The sequence below is a fragment of the Pseudomonas azadiae genome, assembly GCF_019145355.1.
Taxonomy (GTDB): Bacteria; Pseudomonadota; Gammaproteobacteria; order Pseudomonadales; family Pseudomonadaceae; genus Aquipseudomonas; species Aquipseudomonas azadiae.
Window position 1 is genome coordinate 2,170,934 of record NZ_JAHSTY010000001.1, and the last position, 17,821, is coordinate 2,188,754.

14 protein-coding genes are annotated in these 17,821 nt (G+C 62.8%); 10 read left to right on the top strand and 4 right to left on the bottom strand.

Annotation, left to right across the window (positions count from 1 at the left end):
• The first annotated feature begins 12 nt into the window (after positions 1–12).
• From KVG91_RS09865 to KVG91_RS09885, 5 genes are all read left to right on the top strand, one after another.
• The gene (locus tag KVG91_RS09865; RefSeq protein WP_169378014.1) at positions 13–612 is read left to right on the top strand and encodes a DUF2796 domain-containing protein; all 600 of its coding nucleotides are present in this window, start codon (positions 13–15) and stop codon (positions 610–612) included.
• 148 nt (positions 613–760) lie between these two features.
• Positions 761–1,471: an ABC transporter ATP-binding protein gene (locus KVG91_RS09870; RefSeq protein ID WP_169378013.1), complete on the top strand. Its 711-nt coding sequence runs from the start codon at positions 761–763 to the stop codon at positions 1,469–1,471.
• Between the two features lies 1 nt (position 1,472).
• Positions 1,473–2,738, top strand: a complete 1,266-nt coding sequence (locus KVG91_RS09875; protein ID WP_169378012.1) for an ABC transporter permease — start codon at positions 1,473–1,475, stop codon at positions 2,736–2,738.
• Between the two features lie 11 nt (positions 2,739–2,749).
• Positions 2,750–3,262 carry a DUF3299 domain-containing protein gene (locus KVG91_RS09880; protein WP_169378011.1) on the top strand — a complete coding sequence of 171 codons (513 nt, stop codon included), beginning with the start codon at positions 2,750–2,752 and terminating at the stop codon, positions 3,260–3,262.
• A 94-nt stretch (positions 3,263–3,356) separates the two neighbouring features.
• Positions 3,357–4,055, top strand: a complete 699-nt coding sequence (locus KVG91_RS09885) for an OmpW/AlkL family protein (RefSeq protein ID WP_016978527.1) — start codon at positions 3,357–3,359, stop codon at positions 4,053–4,055.
• 124 nt (positions 4,056–4,179) lie between these two features.
• On the opposite strand, the gene KVG91_RS09890 is transcribed toward KVG91_RS09885, so the two are convergent.
• A complete protein-coding gene (locus KVG91_RS09890; RefSeq protein WP_169378010.1) occupies positions 4,180–5,064 on the bottom strand; it encodes a sugar nucleotide-binding protein in 885 nt (294 codons plus the stop codon).
• Positions 5,065–5,206: 142 nt separating this feature from the next.
• On the opposite strand from KVG91_RS09890, the gene KVG91_RS09895 reads away from it, so the two are divergent.
• Positions 5,207–9,454 (top strand): DEAD/DEAH box helicase, encoded by a 4,248-nt coding sequence (locus KVG91_RS09895; RefSeq protein WP_169378009.1) that lies wholly within the window; start codon positions 5,207–5,209, stop codon positions 9,452–9,454.
• Positions 9,455–9,583: 129 nt separating this feature from the next.
• Here the strand turns inward: KVG91_RS09895 and KVG91_RS09900 are convergent, their stop codons facing one another.
• Positions 9,584–11,665, bottom strand: a complete 2,082-nt coding sequence (locus KVG91_RS09900) for a mechanosensitive ion channel family protein (RefSeq protein WP_169378008.1) — start codon at positions 11,663–11,665, stop codon at positions 9,584–9,586.
• A gap of 159 nt (positions 11,666–11,824) precedes the next feature.
• On the opposite strand from KVG91_RS09900, the gene KVG91_RS09905 reads away from it, so the two are divergent.
• From KVG91_RS09905 to KVG91_RS09920, 4 genes are read left to right on the top strand one after another with little or no spacing between them, the layout of a single operon-like run.
• A complete protein-coding gene (locus KVG91_RS09905) occupies positions 11,825–12,751 on the top strand; it encodes a DUF72 domain-containing protein (protein ID WP_169378007.1) in 927 nt (308 codons plus the stop codon).
• Positions 12,748–13,524 carry an endonuclease/exonuclease/phosphatase family protein gene (locus tag KVG91_RS09910; protein WP_169378006.1) on the top strand — a complete coding sequence of 259 codons (777 nt, stop codon included), beginning with the start codon at positions 12,748–12,750 and terminating at the stop codon, positions 13,522–13,524. The genes KVG91_RS09905 and KVG91_RS09910 overlap by 4 nt, the downstream gene beginning before the upstream one ends.
• Positions 13,521–14,783 carry a cardiolipin synthase ClsB gene (clsB, locus tag KVG91_RS09915; RefSeq protein WP_169378005.1) on the top strand — a complete coding sequence of 421 codons (1,263 nt, stop codon included), beginning with the start codon at positions 13,521–13,523 and terminating at the stop codon, positions 14,781–14,783. Before KVG91_RS09910 ends, clsB begins: the two co-directional genes overlap by 4 nt.
• Positions 14,773–15,738, top strand: coding sequence for a lysylphosphatidylglycerol synthase domain-containing protein (locus KVG91_RS09920; protein WP_169378004.1), 966 nt, complete (start codon positions 14,773–14,775; stop codon positions 15,736–15,738). The genes clsB and KVG91_RS09920 overlap by 11 nt, the downstream gene beginning before the upstream one ends.
• Positions 15,739–15,835: 97 nt before the next feature.
• Here the strand turns inward: KVG91_RS09920 and KVG91_RS09925 are convergent, their stop codons facing one another.
• Together KVG91_RS09925 and KVG91_RS09930 are read right to left on the bottom strand one after the other, a co-directional pair.
• The gene (locus tag KVG91_RS09925; RefSeq protein ID WP_076952611.1) at positions 15,836–16,591 is read right to left on the bottom strand and encodes an alpha/beta hydrolase family protein; all 756 of its coding nucleotides are present in this window, start codon (positions 16,589–16,591) and stop codon (positions 15,836–15,838) included.
• Positions 16,581–17,690, bottom strand: a complete 1,110-nt coding sequence (locus KVG91_RS09930) for a DUF3182 family protein (RefSeq protein ID WP_169378003.1) — start codon at positions 17,688–17,690, stop codon at positions 16,581–16,583. The genes KVG91_RS09925 and KVG91_RS09930 overlap by 11 nt, the downstream gene beginning before the upstream one ends.
• Positions 17,691–17,821 lie beyond the last annotated feature (131 nt).

The following is a 17,821-nucleotide window of genomic DNA, read 5'->3' on the forward strand; positions in this document are numbered from 1 at the left end:
TGGAGCTTTCCCATGCGCCGTCTGCTGCTTGCTTTGCCGTTTGCCCTGCTGCCACTGGCCATTGCCCATGCGGCCGATGAACACGACCACGATCATGACCATGAACACGGCAGCCTCGGCGCCCACGAGCACGGCGTCGGGCGACTCAACGCCGTACTCGATGGCCAGGCGCTGGAGCTTGAGCTGGACAGCCCGGCGATGAATCTGGTGGGCTTTGAACACGTGGCTACCAGCGCCGCCGACAAAGCCAAGGTCGCCGCCGCGCGCAAGCAGCTGGAGAACCCGGCGGCCCTGTTCAACCTGCCCAAAGCCGCCGGTTGCGTAGTCAGTTCCCAGGAACTCAACAGCCCGTTGTTCGGCGACAAACCCGAAGCCGACCATGACGATGATGATGACGCCAAAGACGCTGCCCACGAACACCATCACGACCACAGCGAAATCCACGCTCACTACCAATTCACTTGCGCCACGCCGACGGCCCTGAGCCATCTTGACCTGACCCAAGTGTTCAAGACCTTCCCCGCCACTCAGAAAATTCAGGTACAACTGATCGGCCCGAGCGGTCAGCAGGGTGTTGATGCGACGGCCAAGGCAGCCACCCTCAAATTCTGAAGTGCAAATGCGGTCAATGTGGGAGCTGGCTTGCCTGCGATACAGGCACCTCGGTGTATCAGTGATACCGAGGTGATGCTATCGCAGGCAAGCCAGCTCCCACAGTGGATCGGCGCCATGTTCCAAAACCCGGTGACATTGATTCCCCATGACTCATGCCTTAATCGAACTGTCTGACCTGGGCTTCAACTGGCCCGGTCACCCGCAACTGCTGGACATCCCCGCGTTCCGCCTGGAAGCGGGGCAAACCCTGTTCCTCAAGGGCCCCAGCGGCAGCGGCAAAACCACGCTGCTGGGCCTGCTCGGCGGCGTGCAGAAACCCAGCCGGGGCAGCATTCGCCTGCTGGGCCAGGAGCTGACCGAACTCTCCGCCGGGGCCCGTGACCGTTTCCGTGTCGATCACACCGGCTACATCTTCCAGCAGTTCAACCTGCTGCCGTTCTTGTCGGTGCGGGAAAACGTCGAGTTGCCGTGCCATTTTTCCAAGCTGCGTGCGCAACGGGCCAAGCAGCGCCACGGCAGTGTCGACCGGGCCGCCGCGACCTTGCTGGCGCATCTGGGCTTGAACGACAAAGACCTGCTGGAACGTCGTGCCGACTCGCTGTCCATCGGCCAGCAACAACGGGTGGCTGCCGCCCGCGCGCTCATCGGCCAACCGGAACTGGTGATCGCCGACGAACCCACCTCGGCCCTGGACTACGACGCCCGCGAAGCCTTCCTTCAGCTGTTGTTCGCCGAGTGCCGCGACGCGGGCGCCAGCCTGCTGTTTGTCAGCCATGACCAAAGCCTGGCCGCCCTGTTCGACCGTAACCTGTCGTTGGCCGAACTCAATCGCGCCGCCACGCCCGCAGAGGTTTGAGATGTATCTGTTCCGTCTAGCCATGGCCAGCCTGGCTAACCGCCGGTTTACCGCGATCCTCACCGCCTTCGCCATCGCCCTGTCGGTGTGCCTGTTGCTGGCGGTGGAGCGCGTACGCGTTGAGGCGCGCAACAGTTTCGCCAGCACCATCAGTGGCACCGACCTGATCGTCGGCGCCCGCTCGGGCTCGGTGAACTTGCTGCTGTACTCGGTATTTCGCATCGGCAACGCCACCAACAACATCCGCTGGGACAGCTACGAGCATTTTGCCGCCAGCCCTCAAGTGAAGTGGGCCATCCCGATTTCCCTGGGCGACTCCCATCGCGGCTACCGCGTCATGGGCACCAACGCGTCCTACTTCGAGCACTACCAGTACGGACGCAAGCAAAACCTCGAACTGGCCAGCGGCCGCGCCTTTGCCACCGACCCGTTCGAAGTGGTCCTCGGTGCCGAAGTGGCCGACGCGCTGCACTACAAGCTCGGCGACAAGCTGGTGCTGGCCCATGGCGTGGCGGTGGTCAGCCTGGTCAAACACGATGACAAACCCTTCACCGTGGTCGGCATTCTCAAGCGCACCGGCACACCAGTGGACCGCACGCTGCATATCAGCCTGGGCGGCATGGAAGCGATCCATATCGACTGGCACAACGGCGTGCCGGCCCAGGGCAAAGGTCGGATCAGTGCCGACCAGGCGCGCAATATGGACCTCACGCCGCAGGCCATCACGGCGTTCATGCTCGGCCTGAACAACAAGATTTCCACCTTCGCCCTGCAACGGGAGATCAACGAATTCCGTGGCGAGCCGATGCTGGCGATTCTGCCCGGCGTGGCGCTGCAAGAATTGTGGAGCATGATGGGCACCGCTGAAAAAGCGCTGTTCGTGATCTCGCTGTTCGTGGTGCTCACCGGCTTGATCGGCATGCTCACGGCGATCCTCACCAGCCTCAACGAGCGCCGCCGCGAAATGGCGATCCTGCGTTCGGTGGGCGCCCGCCCGTGGCATATCGCGACGTTGCTGATCTTCGAAGCGTTTGCCCTGGCGTTGTCCGGCGTGGTTGCGGGTGTGGCTTTGCTCTACGTGTGTATCGCTGCGTCGCGCGGGTATTTACAGGCCAACTACGGGCTGGACCTGCCGATGTCGTGGCCCAGCGAATATGAATGGACGCTGCTCGCCGGTATCCTGGCCGCCGCGCTGTTGATGGGCAGCGTGCCCGCATGGCGCGCCTACCGGCAGTCTTTGGCCGATGGCCTGTCCATTCGTTTATGAGGAAGGTTTCGATGCGCCGTGGCCTGTTTGCCTTGTTGCTGCTGATCGCTCTGCCCGCCTGGGCCGCCGAGCCCAAAGAGCTGACCTGGTCGGAGCTGATCCCGCCGGACGCCGAGCCGGAAGTGCCGAACATGCAGCCGCTGCACAATTTGTCCGGCATGGCCGATGCGCTGGAATCGGCACCGGCGGCCAAGCAGGAAATGCCCCACGCGCCCGTGGTGCCGGCCCTTGACGGCAAGCACATCCGCCTGCCGGGTTATATCGTGCCGTTGGAAGTCGGCGAGAACGGCCGCACCACCGAGTTTTTGCTGGTGCCGTATTTCGGCGCTTGCATCCATGTGCCACCGCCACCGTCGAACCAGATCGTGCATGTCAAAAGCGAAGTCGGCGTGAAGCTCGATGAGCTGTATCAGCCGTACTGGATCGAAGGCGCGATGCAGGTCAAGCCGTCCAGCAGCGAACTGGCCGACGCCGGTTACCAGATGGAAGCCGAGAAGATTTACATGTATGAGCTGCCGGAATAGAGCTGATGAAGCTTTCATTGAGCTGAGTCAAAAGACCGGGCGGAACGATCTTTACCATTGGACGTACAACTTTTAAACGTCCTTTGGAGCTCCCATGAACAAGTCTCTGCTCGGCGCGTCCCTCTTCGCGCTTGCCCTCGTCGCCCCTGTCGCACACGCTCACGAAGCGGGCGACATTCTGGTTCGCGCCGGTGCAATTACGGTGAACCCGAAGGCGGACAGCGGCCACGTCAAAGTCGACCAGGGCCCCTTGGCGGGCACCAACCTGGGCGGCAAGGCGACCATGAGCAGCGACACTCAACTGGGCCTGAACTTCGCCTACATGCTGACCAACCACGTTGGTATCGAATTGCTGGCCGCCACGCCGTTCGAGCACGATGTGAAGATCAAAGGCACCGCACTGAGCCCGGCCAACGGCAAGCTCGGCACCCTCAAACACCTGCCGCCGACCCTGAGCGTCGTCTACTACCCACTGGACAACAAGTCGGCCTTCCAGCCGTACGTGGGCGCCGGTATCAACTACACCTGGATTTATGACGAACACGTCGGCAGCCGTGCCCAAGGCGCCGGCTTCAGCAACTTCAAGGCTGAAAACTCCTGGGGCTGGGCCGCGCAGATCGGTGCGGACTACATGATCAACGACAAGTGGATGATCAACGCCCAGGCGCGCTACATCGACATCAGCACCAAGGCCACCGTGGAAAACAACGGCGTGGCGCCGGGCACTCGCGCCAAGGTCAATGTGGACGTGGACCCGATGGTTTACATGGTGGGGATTGGCTACAAGTTCTAAGCAACACTGCATAACAAATGTGGGAGCGGGCTTGCTCGCGAATGCGGTGGATCAGTCGATGAATCTGTTGACTGACACGCCGCCTTCGCGAGCAAGCCCGCTCCCACATTTGGTTTCAGGTGTATCAGCTACGGCGATAGAACCTGTCCAATAATGCCGGCAACCCTGCCCGCCAAGCCCGTGGCTTGATGCCGAAGGTATGAAGGATTTTCTTGCAGGCAAGCACCGCGTGCTGCGGTTCTTCACCGGCATCCGGCCGGGCTGCGTGGGCCTGGGCGGTGGGGGATTCGATCGCCAGCGGGTGAAAGGTGCGCGCTTCGGTGAGGATCGCCTGGCCCAGCGCCAACGGTGTGGTCGCTTCCTGGCCGGCATAGTGATAGGTGCCCCACAACGGCGCCGCGCAATCGAGTTGCTTGAGCACCGAGATGATCACCCGCGCCGCGTCGTCCACCGGCGTCGGGTTGCCACGACGGTCGTCCGCCATGAGCAATTCATCCGGCTTCTCGGCCCGCGCCAGGAAGCGCCCGAGCGTTCCGTCAACGCTGTCATCGAGCAACCAGCCAAACCGTAGCAGCACATGTTGCGGGCATGTGGCGCGCACGCTTTGCTCGATCCGCCACAACGCCTGGCCGCGCAGGCCCAGGGGCACTGGCTCGTCCTTTTCGCTGTAGGCGGTGGCGCGGGAGCCATCAAACACGCGATAGCTGGACGGTTGCAGCAAGGTGATGTTGTGGTGTTGGCACAGCTCGGCCAGGCGCTCGATGGCGAACTCCTGGGAGGCCAGGCGCGTTTCGCTGACCGCTTCGGCCTGGAACCAGTCGAAATAGTAGGCGAGGTTGATCAAGGCATCGGGACGGGTGTCGTCGAGCAGTTGGGTGAGGCTCGCGGCATCCCAGCCGTCTTGGGGCGGTTTGGGTGCGAGGAAACCGATGTCTTCCTCTGCACCAAGGCGAATCAGCGCCTGCCCGAGGGCATTCCCGCCGCCCAGTAACATAAGGCGCATTCGCATAGATTGAGCAGGCCCGGTCAGTGTGGAACGAAGGTTTTTCAGGTATTCGTCAGAATCGTTGCATTTTGCGGGTTTGTAGCGCAACCGTCACGGATAAACTGCGCCATTGCAACTTGTTGGATCGGGCAGTATCAATCACTACATGAACCGACCCGAATCCACCGACACAGCCTTGAACGGCTTCCACCCCGCCGTCAGCGCCTGGTTTGCCAGCACCTTCCCTTCGGTGACAGGCGCCCAGGCCCAGGCATGGCCACTGATCCGCCAACGCCAATCGACACTCATCGCCGCGCCCACCGGCTCCGGCAAGACACTGACGGCTTTCCTGGCGGTGCTGGATGACTTGGTCCATCAGGGCCTGGCCAACGGCGGGCAACTGCCGGATGAAACCCTGGTGGTCTATGTGTCGCCGCTCAAGGCGCTGTCCAACGACATCCAGATCAACCTGCAAAACCCGCTGGCCGGTATCACCGAGCACCTGCAGCGCCTGGGCCTGCCGCCGCTGGTGATCCGCACCGCCGTGCGCACCGGCGACACGCCGCAAAAAGACCGCGCGCAGATGCGCAAGCGAGCGCCTCACATCCTGGTGACCACCCCGGAATCGCTCTACGTGCTGCTGGGCTCGGACTCCGGTCGACAAATGCTCGCCAGCACGCGAACGGTGATTGTCGATGAAATCCACGCTATCGCCGCCGGCAAACGCGGCAGCCACCTGGCGTTGAGCCTGGAGCGTCTGCAAGGGCTGTGCAGGGAACCGCTGACGCGCATCGGCCTGTCGGCCACGCAAAAGCCCATCGAGGCGGTGTCGCGGTTCCTGGTGGGCAGCGGCCGCGATTGCGCGATCGTCGACATCGGCCACGCCCGCCCCCGTGACCTGGATATCGAGGTGCCGCCGGTGCCGCTTTCGGCAGTCATGGCCAACGATGTGTGGGCGCTGGTCTATGACCGCCTCGCCGACCTGGCCCGCGAACACCGCACTACATTGGTCTTCGTCAACACCCGCCGCCTGGCCGAACGCCTGGCCCGGCATTTGAGCGAGCGCCTGGGCAAAACTGCAGTGGCCGCCCACCATGGCAGCCTGGCCAAGGAGATGCGCCTGGATGCCGAACAGCGCCTCAAGGCCGGCGAGTTGCAAGTGCTGATCGCCACCGCCTCCCTGGAACTGGGGATTGATATCGGCGATGTCGATCTGGTCTGCCAGATCGGCTCGCCCGGCTCGATCAATGGCTTTCTGCAAAGAGTCGGACGTTCCGGGCACCAGGTCGGCGGCACGCCCAAGGGGCGCCTGTTCGCAACCACCCGCGACGACCTGATCGAATGCGCCGCGCTGCTCGACTGCGTGCGCCGGGGCGAATTGGACACCTTGCACATACCGGTCGCGCCGCTGGATGTGCTGGCCCAGCAGATCATCGCCGAGGTCAGCGCCCAGGAATGGTCGGAACAGACGTTGCTGGCGCTGATCCGCCGCGCCGCGCCCTATGCCGAGTTGGATGAGCATCACTACCAGGCGTTGTTGCAGATGCTCGCCGACGGCTACAACGGGCGCCAGGGTATCCGCAGCGCCTACCTGCACCGCGACGCCCTCACCCGCACGCTGCGCGGTCGGCGGGGCGCCAAACTCACCGCCGTGACCAGCGGCGGCACCATTCCCGACAACGCCGACTACAGCGTGTTGCTCGAACCCCAGAGCCTGAACATCGGCAGCGTCAACGAAGACTTTGCGGTGGAAAGCATCGCAGGGGATATCTTCCAGCTGGGCAACACGTCGTACCGGATCCTGCGGGTCGAAGCCGGCAAAGTGCGGGTCGAAGACGCCCATGGCCAGCCACCGACCATCCCGTTCTGGCTCGGTGAAGCGCCGGGGCGCAGCAACGAATTGTCGGCCGCGGTGGCGCGTCTGCAGGGCCTGCTGGACGCGCTGCTCAGCGCCACACCCGGCGACTTGCAACCGGCATTGGACTGGCTCACCGACACCCTGCGCCTGAACCATGCCAGCGCCGAACAAATCCTCGATTACCTGGCGCGCACACGCCTGGCCCTGAGCGCGTTGCCGTCCCAGGACACCTTGATCATGGAGCGCTTCTTCGACGCGTCCGGCGGCACCCAACTGATCATCCACACGCCGTTCGGCAGCCGCGTCAACCGTGCCTGGGGCCTGGCGTTGCGCAAGCGGTTTTGCCGCACCTTCAATTTCGAATTGCAGGCGGCGGCCAGCGAAAATGCCATCGTGCTGTCGCTGTCCACCAGCCACAGTTTCGAGCTGGACGAGGTGTGGCGTTACCTCAACAGCAACAGCGCCGAACACATCCTGATCCAGGCGGTGCTGGATGCGCCGCTGTTCGGCGTGCGCTGGCGCTGGAATGCCGGTGTGGCCCTGGCATTGCCGCGTTATACCGGCGGGCGCAAGGTAGCGCCGCAGATCCAGCGCATGAAAAGCGAAGACCTGATTGCCAGTGTGTTTCCCGACCAGATCGCCTGCCTGGAAAACCTCGCCGGCGAACGCGAAGTCCCGGACCATCCGTTGATCGAGCAGACCCTCGACGATTGCCTGCACGAGGCCATGGACAGCGACGCCTGGCTGGCCCTGCTGCAACGCATGGAGCGCGGCGAAGTGCGCCTGATCAGTCGCGACCTGCCGGCGCCCTCGCCCATGGCTGCGGAAATTCTCAGCGCGCGGCCCTACACCTTTCTCGACGACGCGCCACTGGAAGAGCGCCGCACCCAGGCGGTGTTCAACCGACGCTGGAGCGACCCGCAGAGCACCGATGATCTTGGCGCCCTGGACGCCGACGCCATCGCCGGGGTGCGCGAAGAAGCGTGGCCGGCGCCCAACGGCGTGGATGAAATGCATGAGGCGCTGATGAGCCTGGCGTGCATCGCCGACGCCGAAGTCCCCGCGCAGTGGCGAGAATGGCTCGACGCCCTGGCCAAGGGTGGCCGTGCGTATCAGTTGCACAACGGCTTGTGGGTCGCGGTGGAGCGCCTGAGCTGTTTGCAGGCGATCTACCCCAGCAACCTGCCGCTGCTGCCGGGTTTCGATGAGCCCTGGACCTTCGATGAGGCCGTGGTCGAAGTGCTGCGCGCACGTCTGGGCGGGTTCGGCCCGCTGACGCTGAACCAAATCGCCGCACCGCTCGCGTTGCCTGTGACGGATGTCACTCAGGCACTCGCGCGCCTGGAACAGGAAGGCTACGTGCTGCGCGGTCATTTCAGCCCCGACGCCACCGAAGAGCAATGGTGCGAACGTCACCTGCTGGCGCGCATTCACCGCTACACGATCAAACGCCTGCGCCGCGAAATCGAGCCGGTGGCGTTGCAGGACTTCATGCGTTTTCTGTTCGATTGGCAGCACCTGTCCGACGGCACTCGCGGCCAGGGCAGCGCGATGTTGGCGCAGATCGTCGGCCAGTTCGAAGGTTACGCCGCCGCCACGTCCGCCTGGGACAGCGACCTGCTTAGTGCGCGGCTCAAGGACTACTCATCCACGTGGCTGGATGACTTGTGCCGCAGCGGCAAGCTGGTGTGGACGCGCTTGAGCAACAAGGCCGGCGCCATGGCCTTGCGCAGCACGCCGGTGGTGTTGCTGCCACGTAGCCAAGCGGCATTGTGGAGCGGATTGACCGAGCTCACCGACGCCGCAACGCTGTCACCCAAGGCGCAAAAGGTGCATCAAGCCCTGCGCGATCACGGCGCGCTGTTTTTCGATGAGCTGGTGCACGAAGCCCACTTGCTGCGCAGCGAACTGGAAACCGCCCTGCAGGAATTGGTGGGCGCCGGGCTGGTAAACGCCGACAGCTTCGCCGGGCTGCGCGCGCTGACCACCCCAGCGAGCAAACGCCAGGCGCGCAGCAGTCGGCGTGGGCGCGGAGCGTTTATCGGCGGCATGGACGACGCCGGGCGCTGGGCTCTGGTGCGGCGTTCATCAACCGCCGCGGGCCCGCATTCGGCCGAGACGCTGGAGCATGTGGCGATGACCCTGCTGCGCCGCTATGGCGTGGTATTCTGGCGCTTGCTGGAGCGCGAGGCGGATTGGTTGCCGAGCTGGCGCGAGTTATTGCGCACCTTCCATCGCCTGGAAGCGCGCGGGGAGATTCGCGGCGGGCGCTTTGTCAGCGGCTTGGCGGGGGAACAGTTTGCGTTGCCGGAGGCGATTGCATTGCTGCGTGAAGTGCGGCGTCGGCCCCATGACGGCAGTTTGATTGCGGTGTGCGGGGCTGATCCGTTGAATCTGGTGGGCACGCTGTTACCGGGGGACAAGGTGCCCGCGGTGAGCGGTAATCGGATTGTGTACCGGGATGGGTTGCCAGCGGCGGTGAGGGTGGCGGGCAAGCAGCAGGTGTTGTTGGAGGTGGATCAGTTGGCGGTGCAGGAGAAGTTGATCAGGCACTGAAATGGGTTGACATTGAGGGCCTCTTCGCGAGCAAGCCCGCTCCCACAGTTGGACCGGGTACATCCTTGGAATACGGTCCAACTGTGGGAGCGGGCTTGCTCGCGAAGGCGTCAGCCCAGGCACCGCTGATCATTGGGTGCGCGGCTGTTCAGTCAGCACCAAGGCCTCATCCTGCGCCATGCGCTTGGGCAACACCACCTGCTGTGGATACGTCTGCGCAAAGTGCACCTCGTCACAGTTATCCACAAGCTTCTTCAACCGCTGGTTAAACGCGCGACTCACCGCATATTGACCACCCGACACCGTACGGAACTGCGCGGTCAGCACCACGCCGTTAAGGTCCATCTTGTCGACACCAAACACCTCCAGCGGGCCTTGCAGGTTGTACTTGAGGAACACGTCATCACGGATCGACTGCCCGGCCTCCTGGATCAGCTCCACCGCCTTGTCCACATCGGTGTCATAGGTGAACTGCACCGAGAAAAACGCATAGGCAAACTGCCGCGACTGATTGGTGACCGCCTTGATCTGCCCGAACGGCACCGAGTGCACAAAGCCCTTGCCGTCGCGCAGCCGCAGGGTGCGGATGGTCAGGCCTTCGACGGTGCCGGCGTGGCCGGAGTCGAGCACCACCCAGTCGCCGATCGACAGCGTGTCTTCGATGATGATGAACAGGCCGGTGATCACGTCCTGCACCAACTGCTGGGAACCGAAACCGATCGCCAGGCCCACCACCCCGGCGCCGGCCAGCAGCGGTGCGACGTTGATGCCGAGGTTGGCCATGGTGGTGATCGCGCAGATCACCACCAGGATAATCTTCACCGCATTGCGCAGCAGCGGCAGAATGGTCTTGATTCGCGTGCTGGGCTGGCGGCTGGAGCGTTTGTTCACCGGCGGCTTCAGCGCTTCCTGGATCGCCGTGTCGAGCACCACCCAGAATAGCCATGTCATCAGCAGGATCAGGCCGATGCTGCTGAGAGAGTCGCTGATCGCCCGGCCAATGGAGTTGCGCTCGGCGAACTCGAACAGCGACACGCCCCAGATCCGCCCGAGCACTTCAATGAACGCAACGGCCATGACAATGCGCAGGATCGCATGCAACAGGCTGAGGAAGCGCTCCTTGTAGGCACTGCTGCGCTGGATCGCCACTTGGCTGCGCGACTTGAACAGGTGCTGCAACACGGTGCTCAGGAACACGGTGCCGATCAGCAGGATCGTGGTGAACAACGCGCAGCGCAGCGCCTTCTGGTTATCGTCACCGGCGCCGATCAGGTTGATCGCCGAGACCAGCACCATCAACAGGATTGGCCAGTACCACAACCCGGAAAACACCCGCAGCGATTGCTGCAACGCCGGGTGTTTGAGGCGCTGGGCCAATGGCCGGTTACGGATCAGATGGGCCACCGGGCGGCGCAGGCGCACCACCAGCACGCCGAAGATCACCGCAGCGAACAGCCCGGTAAACACGGCGATGCTGCTGGTGATATTGCCGCCCAGCTGGCGGGCGATCTGCGGACTGGTAAGGGCATCGCTGAGGGCGGCGAGAAAGCCGATCAGGAACAGCGGTTTGGGGCAGTAGCTGCGAATAATCTGCACCGCGGGGCGCTTGTGGCCGACATTGAACATGACAATCACACAGAGCAGCATCGAGGTGGAAAAGATGCCGCTGCTGGTGGCGTAGGCAAAACACAGCGCCAGCGCGCGGCCCACGGAGGTCGGTAAAAAGTGGCTGACGTAAAGCGTCAGCGGCAGGCACACCAGCGCGGGGATCGTGTATGGAATCACATACCCCAGCACCGCCAGCAAGCGTTCGCGTTTTTCAAAGAAGGTTCGACGCCCCAGGCGCTGCACGACAAATCGCCCAAGCAAGGTCAACCCCACAAAGGCACCAACCCACACGCTCGTCAGCAACAGAAAGTCGCCCGCCACGCTCCAGGGCGAACGCGCAGCGGTCTGGTCGACCAGGCGCCCCACTTCATCTGCGGCCCGATCCGCGCGCAGGCGCCATTGATCGATAAAGCCCTGATTGAGGTCGAGCTTTTGCTGCACGTCGTCAATGCTGGAACTGATGGCCCCCAGCAATCCGCCTTCCACCAGCAATTCCGGTTTGGCCGGCGCATCCGGTTCTGGCGCGGTCGCCGCCGCTTGCAGTGCGCCACTGCCGCAAAACAGCAACGCACCGAGCAGTAATGCAGTCTTTAGATTCAGCAAAACACCGAGCTCCTGCAGAGGGGTCTGTAAGGAACTGACGGGTTTGATGCCTGATCGTTCCCGAGAAAGTGCCGTCTGTAGGAAGCGCGAAACTTTCAGACGCCTACCGCAGTCATCCAAAAACGGCGGTCAACCGACCCAATTTTGACGGGAGCATTCATGGCGGCGATTCACATCGGTATTTCCGGCTGGCGCTACACGCCCTGGCGCGGGGATTTCTACCCCGAAGGGCTGACCCAGAAACGCGAGCTGCAGTTTGCGTCACGCGCCGTCAACAGCATCGAAATCAATGGCTCGTTCTATGCGCTGCAAACCCCCAAGCGTTACGCCGAGTGGTACGCCGATACGCCTGAAGGCTTCATGTTCAGCGTCAAGGCGCCGCGCTTCATTACCCATATCCTGCGGTTAAGGGACGTGCATGCGCCGATGGCCAACTTTTTCGCCTCCGGGGTACTGGAGCTCAAGGAAAAGCTCGGCCCGATCCTTTGGCAGTTTCCGCCCAGCTTCAAGTTCGACCCGCCGCTGTTCGAAGCCTTTCTACGGGAACTGCCCACCGACACCCAACAGGCCGCCGCCCTCGCCCGCCAGCATGAACCGCGCCTGAATGGCAAGGCGAGCATGCAAGCCCATGGCAAGCGCGCGCTGCGCCATGCGGTGGAGATCCGTCATAAGAGTTTCGCCGTGCCGGAGTTTGTGCAGATGCTGGACAAATACGGGGTGGCACTCGTGGTGGCGGATACCGCCAGCAAGTGGCCGTACCTGGAAGACGTCACCGCCAACTTCATGTACTTGCGCCTGCATGGCGACAAGGAGCTGTACGCCAGTGGCTACAGTGACGAAGCCCTCAAGCGCTGGGGGGATCGCATCGAGCGTTGGTCCGAGGGCAAACAGCCTGCGGACGCCCAGCTGGCCGACCCGCAGCACAAACCCCGCGCCCGCAAACAGCGTGATGTGTTCTGTTTTTTCGACAATGACATCAAGGTGCGTGCGCCCTTTGATGCACGCCAACTGCTGCAGCGTTTCGAGCTGGATAAACACCTCGCCACCGAGCCCGGAAAACTGCCAGCGCCGGGGGTACTGCCATGACCCATCCGGAACTGATCCCCACCCCGCCCACCACCGCCATCAAGCGCTTCACGGTGCTGACAGTGAATATCCACAAAGGCTTCACCGCGCTGAACCGACGTTTCATCCTGCCCGAATTACGTGAAGCCGTGCGCAGCGTGGGCGCCGATATCGTATTCCTGCAGGAAATCCATGGCACCCACGAGCGCCATCCGCAGCGCTATAGCGATTGGCCGAAAATGCCGCAGTACGAGTTCCTCGCTGACAGCATCTGGCCGCAATTCGCCTACGGGCGCAATGCCGTCTACCCCCACGGCGACCACGGCAATGCGCTGATGTCGAAATTCCAGATCGTGAGCTACGACAACCTCGACATTTCCCAAAGCGGCCACGAAAACCGTGGCCTGCTGCATTGCGTGCTGCGCCTGCCGGGCACCGGCCAGGAAGTGCACGCGATCTGCATGCACCTGGGCTTGCGCGAGGTGCATCGCCAACAGCAATTGCGCTTGCTGGAGCAGCGTATCAGCGAGATCCCGGCCGACGCGCCACTGGTGGTGGCCGGCGATTTCAACGACTGGCGCCAGCGCGCCGACCTGAGCCGGAGCGGCCTGAAGGAAGTGTTTTTCGAAGCCGACGGCAAACTGGCGCGCACCTTTCCGGCGCGCTTGCCATTGCTGGCGTTGGATCGCATTTACGTACGCAATCTGACCGCGCATAACCCCAGGGTATTGAACACCCGGCCCTGGTCCCATTTGTCTGATCATGTGCCGCTGTCGGTGGAGGTTGAGTTATGAACGTCGCGGTAGAACACATTTCCACAGACCAGCCGCCGGATGAAACCAAGGCCCGTGACCTGGACTACGGCTGGCAAAGCGGCAACCAGATTGAGTTGCTGGAGAACGGCGAGGCGTACTTTCCCAAAGTGTTCGAGGCCATGCGCCAGGCCCGGCGCGAGATCCTGCTGGAGACCTTCATCCTTTTCGAAGACAAGGTTGGCTACGAGCTCAAAGACATCCTGATCGAGGCGGCGCAGCGGGGCGTAAAGGTAGTGGCGAGCCTCGACGGTTTTGGCTGCGGCGAGCTGAGCCCGTCGTTCCTGCGTGAGTTGGCCGAGGCCGGCGTCATGGTGCAGATGTTTGATCCCGCGTCCAAGACCCTGGGCATTCGCACCAACTGGTTTCGCCGCCTGCACCGAAAAATCGTGGTGGTGGACGCCAGCGTGGGGTTTATCGGCGGGATCAATTTTTCCGCCGACCACCTGGGGGACTTCGGTCCCGAAGCCAAGCAGGATTACGCCGTGCAAGTGACGGGGCCGGTGGTCGCCGACCTGCATCATTTCGCCTTGGCCCAAAGCGGGCGCCAGGTGCGCACCCGACGCGGCTGGCGGCGGCGCCAGCAACGGCCGTCGGCATGGTCGAGCGAGCAAGGCGATGGCCTGGTGCGCTTGATCTACCGTGACAACCTGCAGCATCGCGACGACATCGAAGAGGCGTACATCCACGCATTGAGCAAGGCGAAAAAACGCGCGGTGATCGCCAATGCCTACTTCTTCCCCGGCTACCGCCTGCTGCGTGAAATCCGTAACGCCGCGCGCCGTGGCGTGCACGTGCAACTGATCATGCAGGGCCAGCCCGACGTGCTGCTGGCCAAGCTGGCGGCACGCATGCTCTACGACTATTTGCTCAAGGATGGCGTGGTGATTCATGAGTATTGCCAGCGCCCGCTGCACGGCAAAGTGGCGCTGGTGGATGACGATTGGAGCACCGTGGGTTCGAGCAACCTGGACCCACTGAGCCTGGCGCTGAACCTGGAAGCCAACGTGTTGATTCGTGACCGTGGCTTCAATCAACAGCTTTATGACAGCCTGGAAGCCCTGGCCAGGGATCATTGCCAGACCATGCCGGAAAAGCGCAAGCCACGCCTGTGGCTGTGGCGTCTGACCGTGGGCTTCCTGGTGTTCCATGTGATGCGCCACTTTCCCGCACTGACCGGCTGGCTGCCTGCCCACAAGCCACGATTGAAACCCTTCGAGGCCCAGCCCCATGACGTCTGAAACCAAAGGCTCGCGGTTCCAACGCTGGAAAAAACCGCTGACTATCGCCTTTTTCCTGCTGCTGATCGTGCTGTTCACGATGCTCGCGCGGCGCATCGATTGGAGCGAAGTGCTGCAGACCCTCGGCGAATTCAAGGTGCGCACCTTGCTGATCGCGGGCGCCCTGACGTTGTGCAGCTTTCTGGTCTATGCCAGCTTCGACTTGATCGGGCGCACCTACATTCGCCAGAACCTGGGGTGGAAGCAGATCCTGCCGGTGGGGATCATCAGCTATGCCTTCAATCTCAACCTGAGCGCGTGGGTCGGCGGTATCGCCATGCGCTATCGCTTGTATTCACGGCTGGGGGTGAGCACCAGCAATATCGCCAAGATCCTCGGCCTGAGCCTGGCCACCAACTGGTTCGGCTACATGGCCATCTCGGGAGTGATTTTCAGCAGCGGCCTGGTCACCATGCCGCCGGGCTGGAAGGTCAGCACCACGGCCTTGCAAGGCATCGGCGCGCTGCTGGTGCTGGCCAGCCTGGGATACCTGGCCGCCTGCCAGTTTTCGAAAAAGCGCGCATGGACGATTCGTGGCATGGAAATCAACCTGCCGTCGCTGCGCATGGCGTGCCTGCAGTTGATGCTGGGCGCGTTGAACTGGTCGCTGATGGCGGCGGTGATCTTCACGCTGCTGCCGTCCAAACTGGACTACCCGCTGGTGTTGGGTGTGCTGCTGATCAGCGCGATTGCCGGGGTGCTCACGCATATCCCGGCCGGACTCGGCGTGCTGGAGGCGGTGTTTATTGCGTTGTTGCAGCATGAGGCGTCGCGGGGCAGTTTGTTGGCGGGGTTGATTGCGTACCGGGCGATCTACTTTATTGTGCCGCTGCTCATTGCACTGGTGATGTACCTCGGGGTGGAGGCGAAGGCCAAGGCGTTGCGGGTGAAGAAGACACCTGCTGAAAGGTGTTGACTGGTTAATCGCTATCGCAGGCGAGCCAGCTCCCACAGGCGTATGCGTTCCAATGTGGGAGCGGGCTTGCCCGCGATGACGGCTTTATGGAAACCCATCATCTGGACTGGATAATGCTCAACCGCTCCCCCACCACCATCTCGGTAATCCAGTCCACCAGGATCGAAGTGTAGGCCTGCTGGGACACCGGATCGCTGAGGGAATGGTCGGCGCCGTCAATGATGCGATGGGTCAGCGAATGCGTCTGCTGGCACGCCGCGCGGTAACTCATGATGGTGGCATGAGGTACGTGATCGTCGGTTTCCGACTCCACGATCAACACATCACCGGTAAACGCCGAACACGCGTGCAAGGCGCGATTGGTTTCGGCATGGACCAGGGTGCTGCGGTAATCCATCAGGTCCATTTTGTCCAAGTCACGCTTGGGCTTGAGCCATTCTTCATCGCGGTACAACGCAGGCACGCGCAGCGCCAGCCAGCGCACCGGGCGCAATGAGGTGAGGATCGCCGCCAGGTAACCCCCGTAACTGGTGCCCACCACCGCCACCGCCGAGGTGTCGATGGCCGGGTGCGCCAGCAAGCGGTCGTAGGCCGCCAGCAGATCGCGCAGATTGTCTTCGCGGGTAACGCGCGATAACGGGATACCGGCGCCCGCGTGGCCGCGCAGGTCAAAGGTCAGGCACACGCACCCCAACCCCGCGATGCCTTTGGCTCGCTCGAGGTCGCGCTCCTGGCTGCCGCCCCAGCCGTGCACGAACAACACGCCCGGCACTTTGGATTTGGGGCTCAGGAACGTGCCGCTCATCTGTTCGTCGTCGATGTCGATCGCAATGCTTTCGCTTCTAGCCGTCATAAGATTCAACCGTCACGTACTTGAGAAGAAAGTCGCTGTTTTCCGCCGGGCCGCGGTACACCTCGATGGCATCGGCCGGCAGCGCTTGGTCCTGGTAGGTTTCCACCGAAGACACCCGAATGGCTTTGAGACCAGGGTCGTTGACAAAGCTGCGCAGCGCCGCAACCTCCGCGCTGCTGGCCCCGCCCATGCGCCAGGACTGCTCGAGCACGCCGCTGCGAGGTTGACCGTCGCTGTCCAGGCCCTGGGCGATGTCGTAGTTGCGCCGCGACGCATAGAAACCGGGGTAGGCTTCATCAGCGGCGCTGTCGAAGACCTGGGCTTGTCCGATGGCTTCGCGCACATCGTCGGGCAGTTCGAGCTTCAACAGATCAGCGTAGCCGCCAGGCACGACCAACAGGCTGGAACCGCCGTAGACCTCAGCGCCCTGCCCGTCTGTAGTCAGGTACTGCTCGCCGCAGTAGCTGAACACATGAGCGCCGATAAAGCTCTGGCCGACACTGTGAGTGACTACATCCTTCAGGTCTTGTTCCAGCACCACGCCTTGGTTGAAGAGTGTGGCGGCATCCGGCCGAGCCAGCACGGCATCGAGGTCGTCGAGGCTGTGGATAACCTCCTGGCCCCGGCCCGCGCAGGCATGCACCGGTTTCAAGCGGATAGGCCCGCTGTAGAGCAAGCGTGTGGCGGCGGGTCGTGCGTCCTCCAGCGCGAAAACGCTCAAGCCATCCAGTACGACGTTTCGCACACGCTCGCAGAACAATGCCGACCAACCGCGGGGCGCTTTGGCTTCCGGGCCGATCAAGCCATGGCTGATGGCTTTGGTGCAGATGAAGTCGTAATCGACGTAGCCGCCCCACAGATCCTGCGGCCCTCGGACATTAAGCGCATGCGCCTGGGCCGGGCCGACCAGGGTTTGCGTGGGCAACAGGTACAGCGCTCGCCCCGCATGCAGGTCGGGGTCGTAGTTGCCGCCGAATGGGAGCCCCAGAATCTGCGCCAGCCAGCGCGCCAAGGCTCGGTTGGTTTCGATCTCATGCGTTGGCGCGCCCGCCCGTGTGGAGTGAGCGACTACCAGCTTTTTGCGCTGAGTCGGGGTCATGCATCCTCCTTGGCTATCCCGCTGTGGGTGAGGCAAGAAGGTTGCAGGGATCAGGCCAAAGCCTCTTTAACAGAGAGGGTTTACCTATCAACCGGTTGACGGCAATCGATGGCAGTTGGCCTGTTTTATTC

Bases quoted from the DNA above. Each gene is read 5' to 3' on its own strand.
- KVG91_RS09875 (WP_169378012.1), top strand. From the start codon at position 1,473: ATGTATCTGTTCCGTCTAGCCATGGCCAGCCTGGCTAACCGCCGGTTT.
- KVG91_RS09925 (WP_076952611.1), bottom strand. From the start codon at position 16,591: ATGACGGCTAGAAGCGAAAGCATTGCGATCGACATCGACGACGAACAG.
- KVG91_RS09890 (WP_169378010.1), bottom strand. From the start codon at position 5,064: ATGCGAATGCGCCTTATGTTACTGGGCGGCGGGAATGCCCTCGGGCAG.
- KVG91_RS09895 (WP_169378009.1), top strand. From the start codon at position 5,207: ATGAACCGACCCGAATCCACCGACACAGCCTTGAACGGCTTCCACCCC.
- clsB (WP_169378005.1), top strand. From the start codon at position 13,521: ATGAACGTCGCGGTAGAACACATTTCCACAGACCAGCCGCCGGATGAA.
- KVG91_RS09880 (WP_169378011.1), top strand. From the start codon at position 2,750: ATGCGCCGTGGCCTGTTTGCCTTGTTGCTGCTGATCGCTCTGCCCGCC.
- KVG91_RS09870 (WP_169378013.1), top strand. From the start codon at position 761: ATGACTCATGCCTTAATCGAACTGTCTGACCTGGGCTTCAACTGGCCC.
- KVG91_RS09930 (WP_169378003.1), bottom strand. From the start codon at position 17,690: ATGACCCCGACTCAGCGCAAAAAGCTGGTAGTCGCTCACTCCACACGG.
- KVG91_RS09865 (WP_169378014.1), top strand. From the start codon at position 13: ATGCGCCGTCTGCTGCTTGCTTTGCCGTTTGCCCTGCTGCCACTGGCC.
- KVG91_RS09905 (WP_169378007.1), top strand. From the start codon at position 11,825: ATGGCGGCGATTCACATCGGTATTTCCGGCTGGCGCTACACGCCCTGG.
- KVG91_RS09920 (WP_169378004.1), top strand. From the start codon at position 14,773: ATGACGTCTGAAACCAAAGGCTCGCGGTTCCAACGCTGGAAAAAACCG.
- KVG91_RS09910 (WP_169378006.1), top strand. From the start codon at position 12,748: ATGACCCATCCGGAACTGATCCCCACCCCGCCCACCACCGCCATCAAG.
- KVG91_RS09885 (WP_016978527.1), top strand. From the start codon at position 3,357: ATGAACAAGTCTCTGCTCGGCGCGTCCCTCTTCGCGCTTGCCCTCGTC.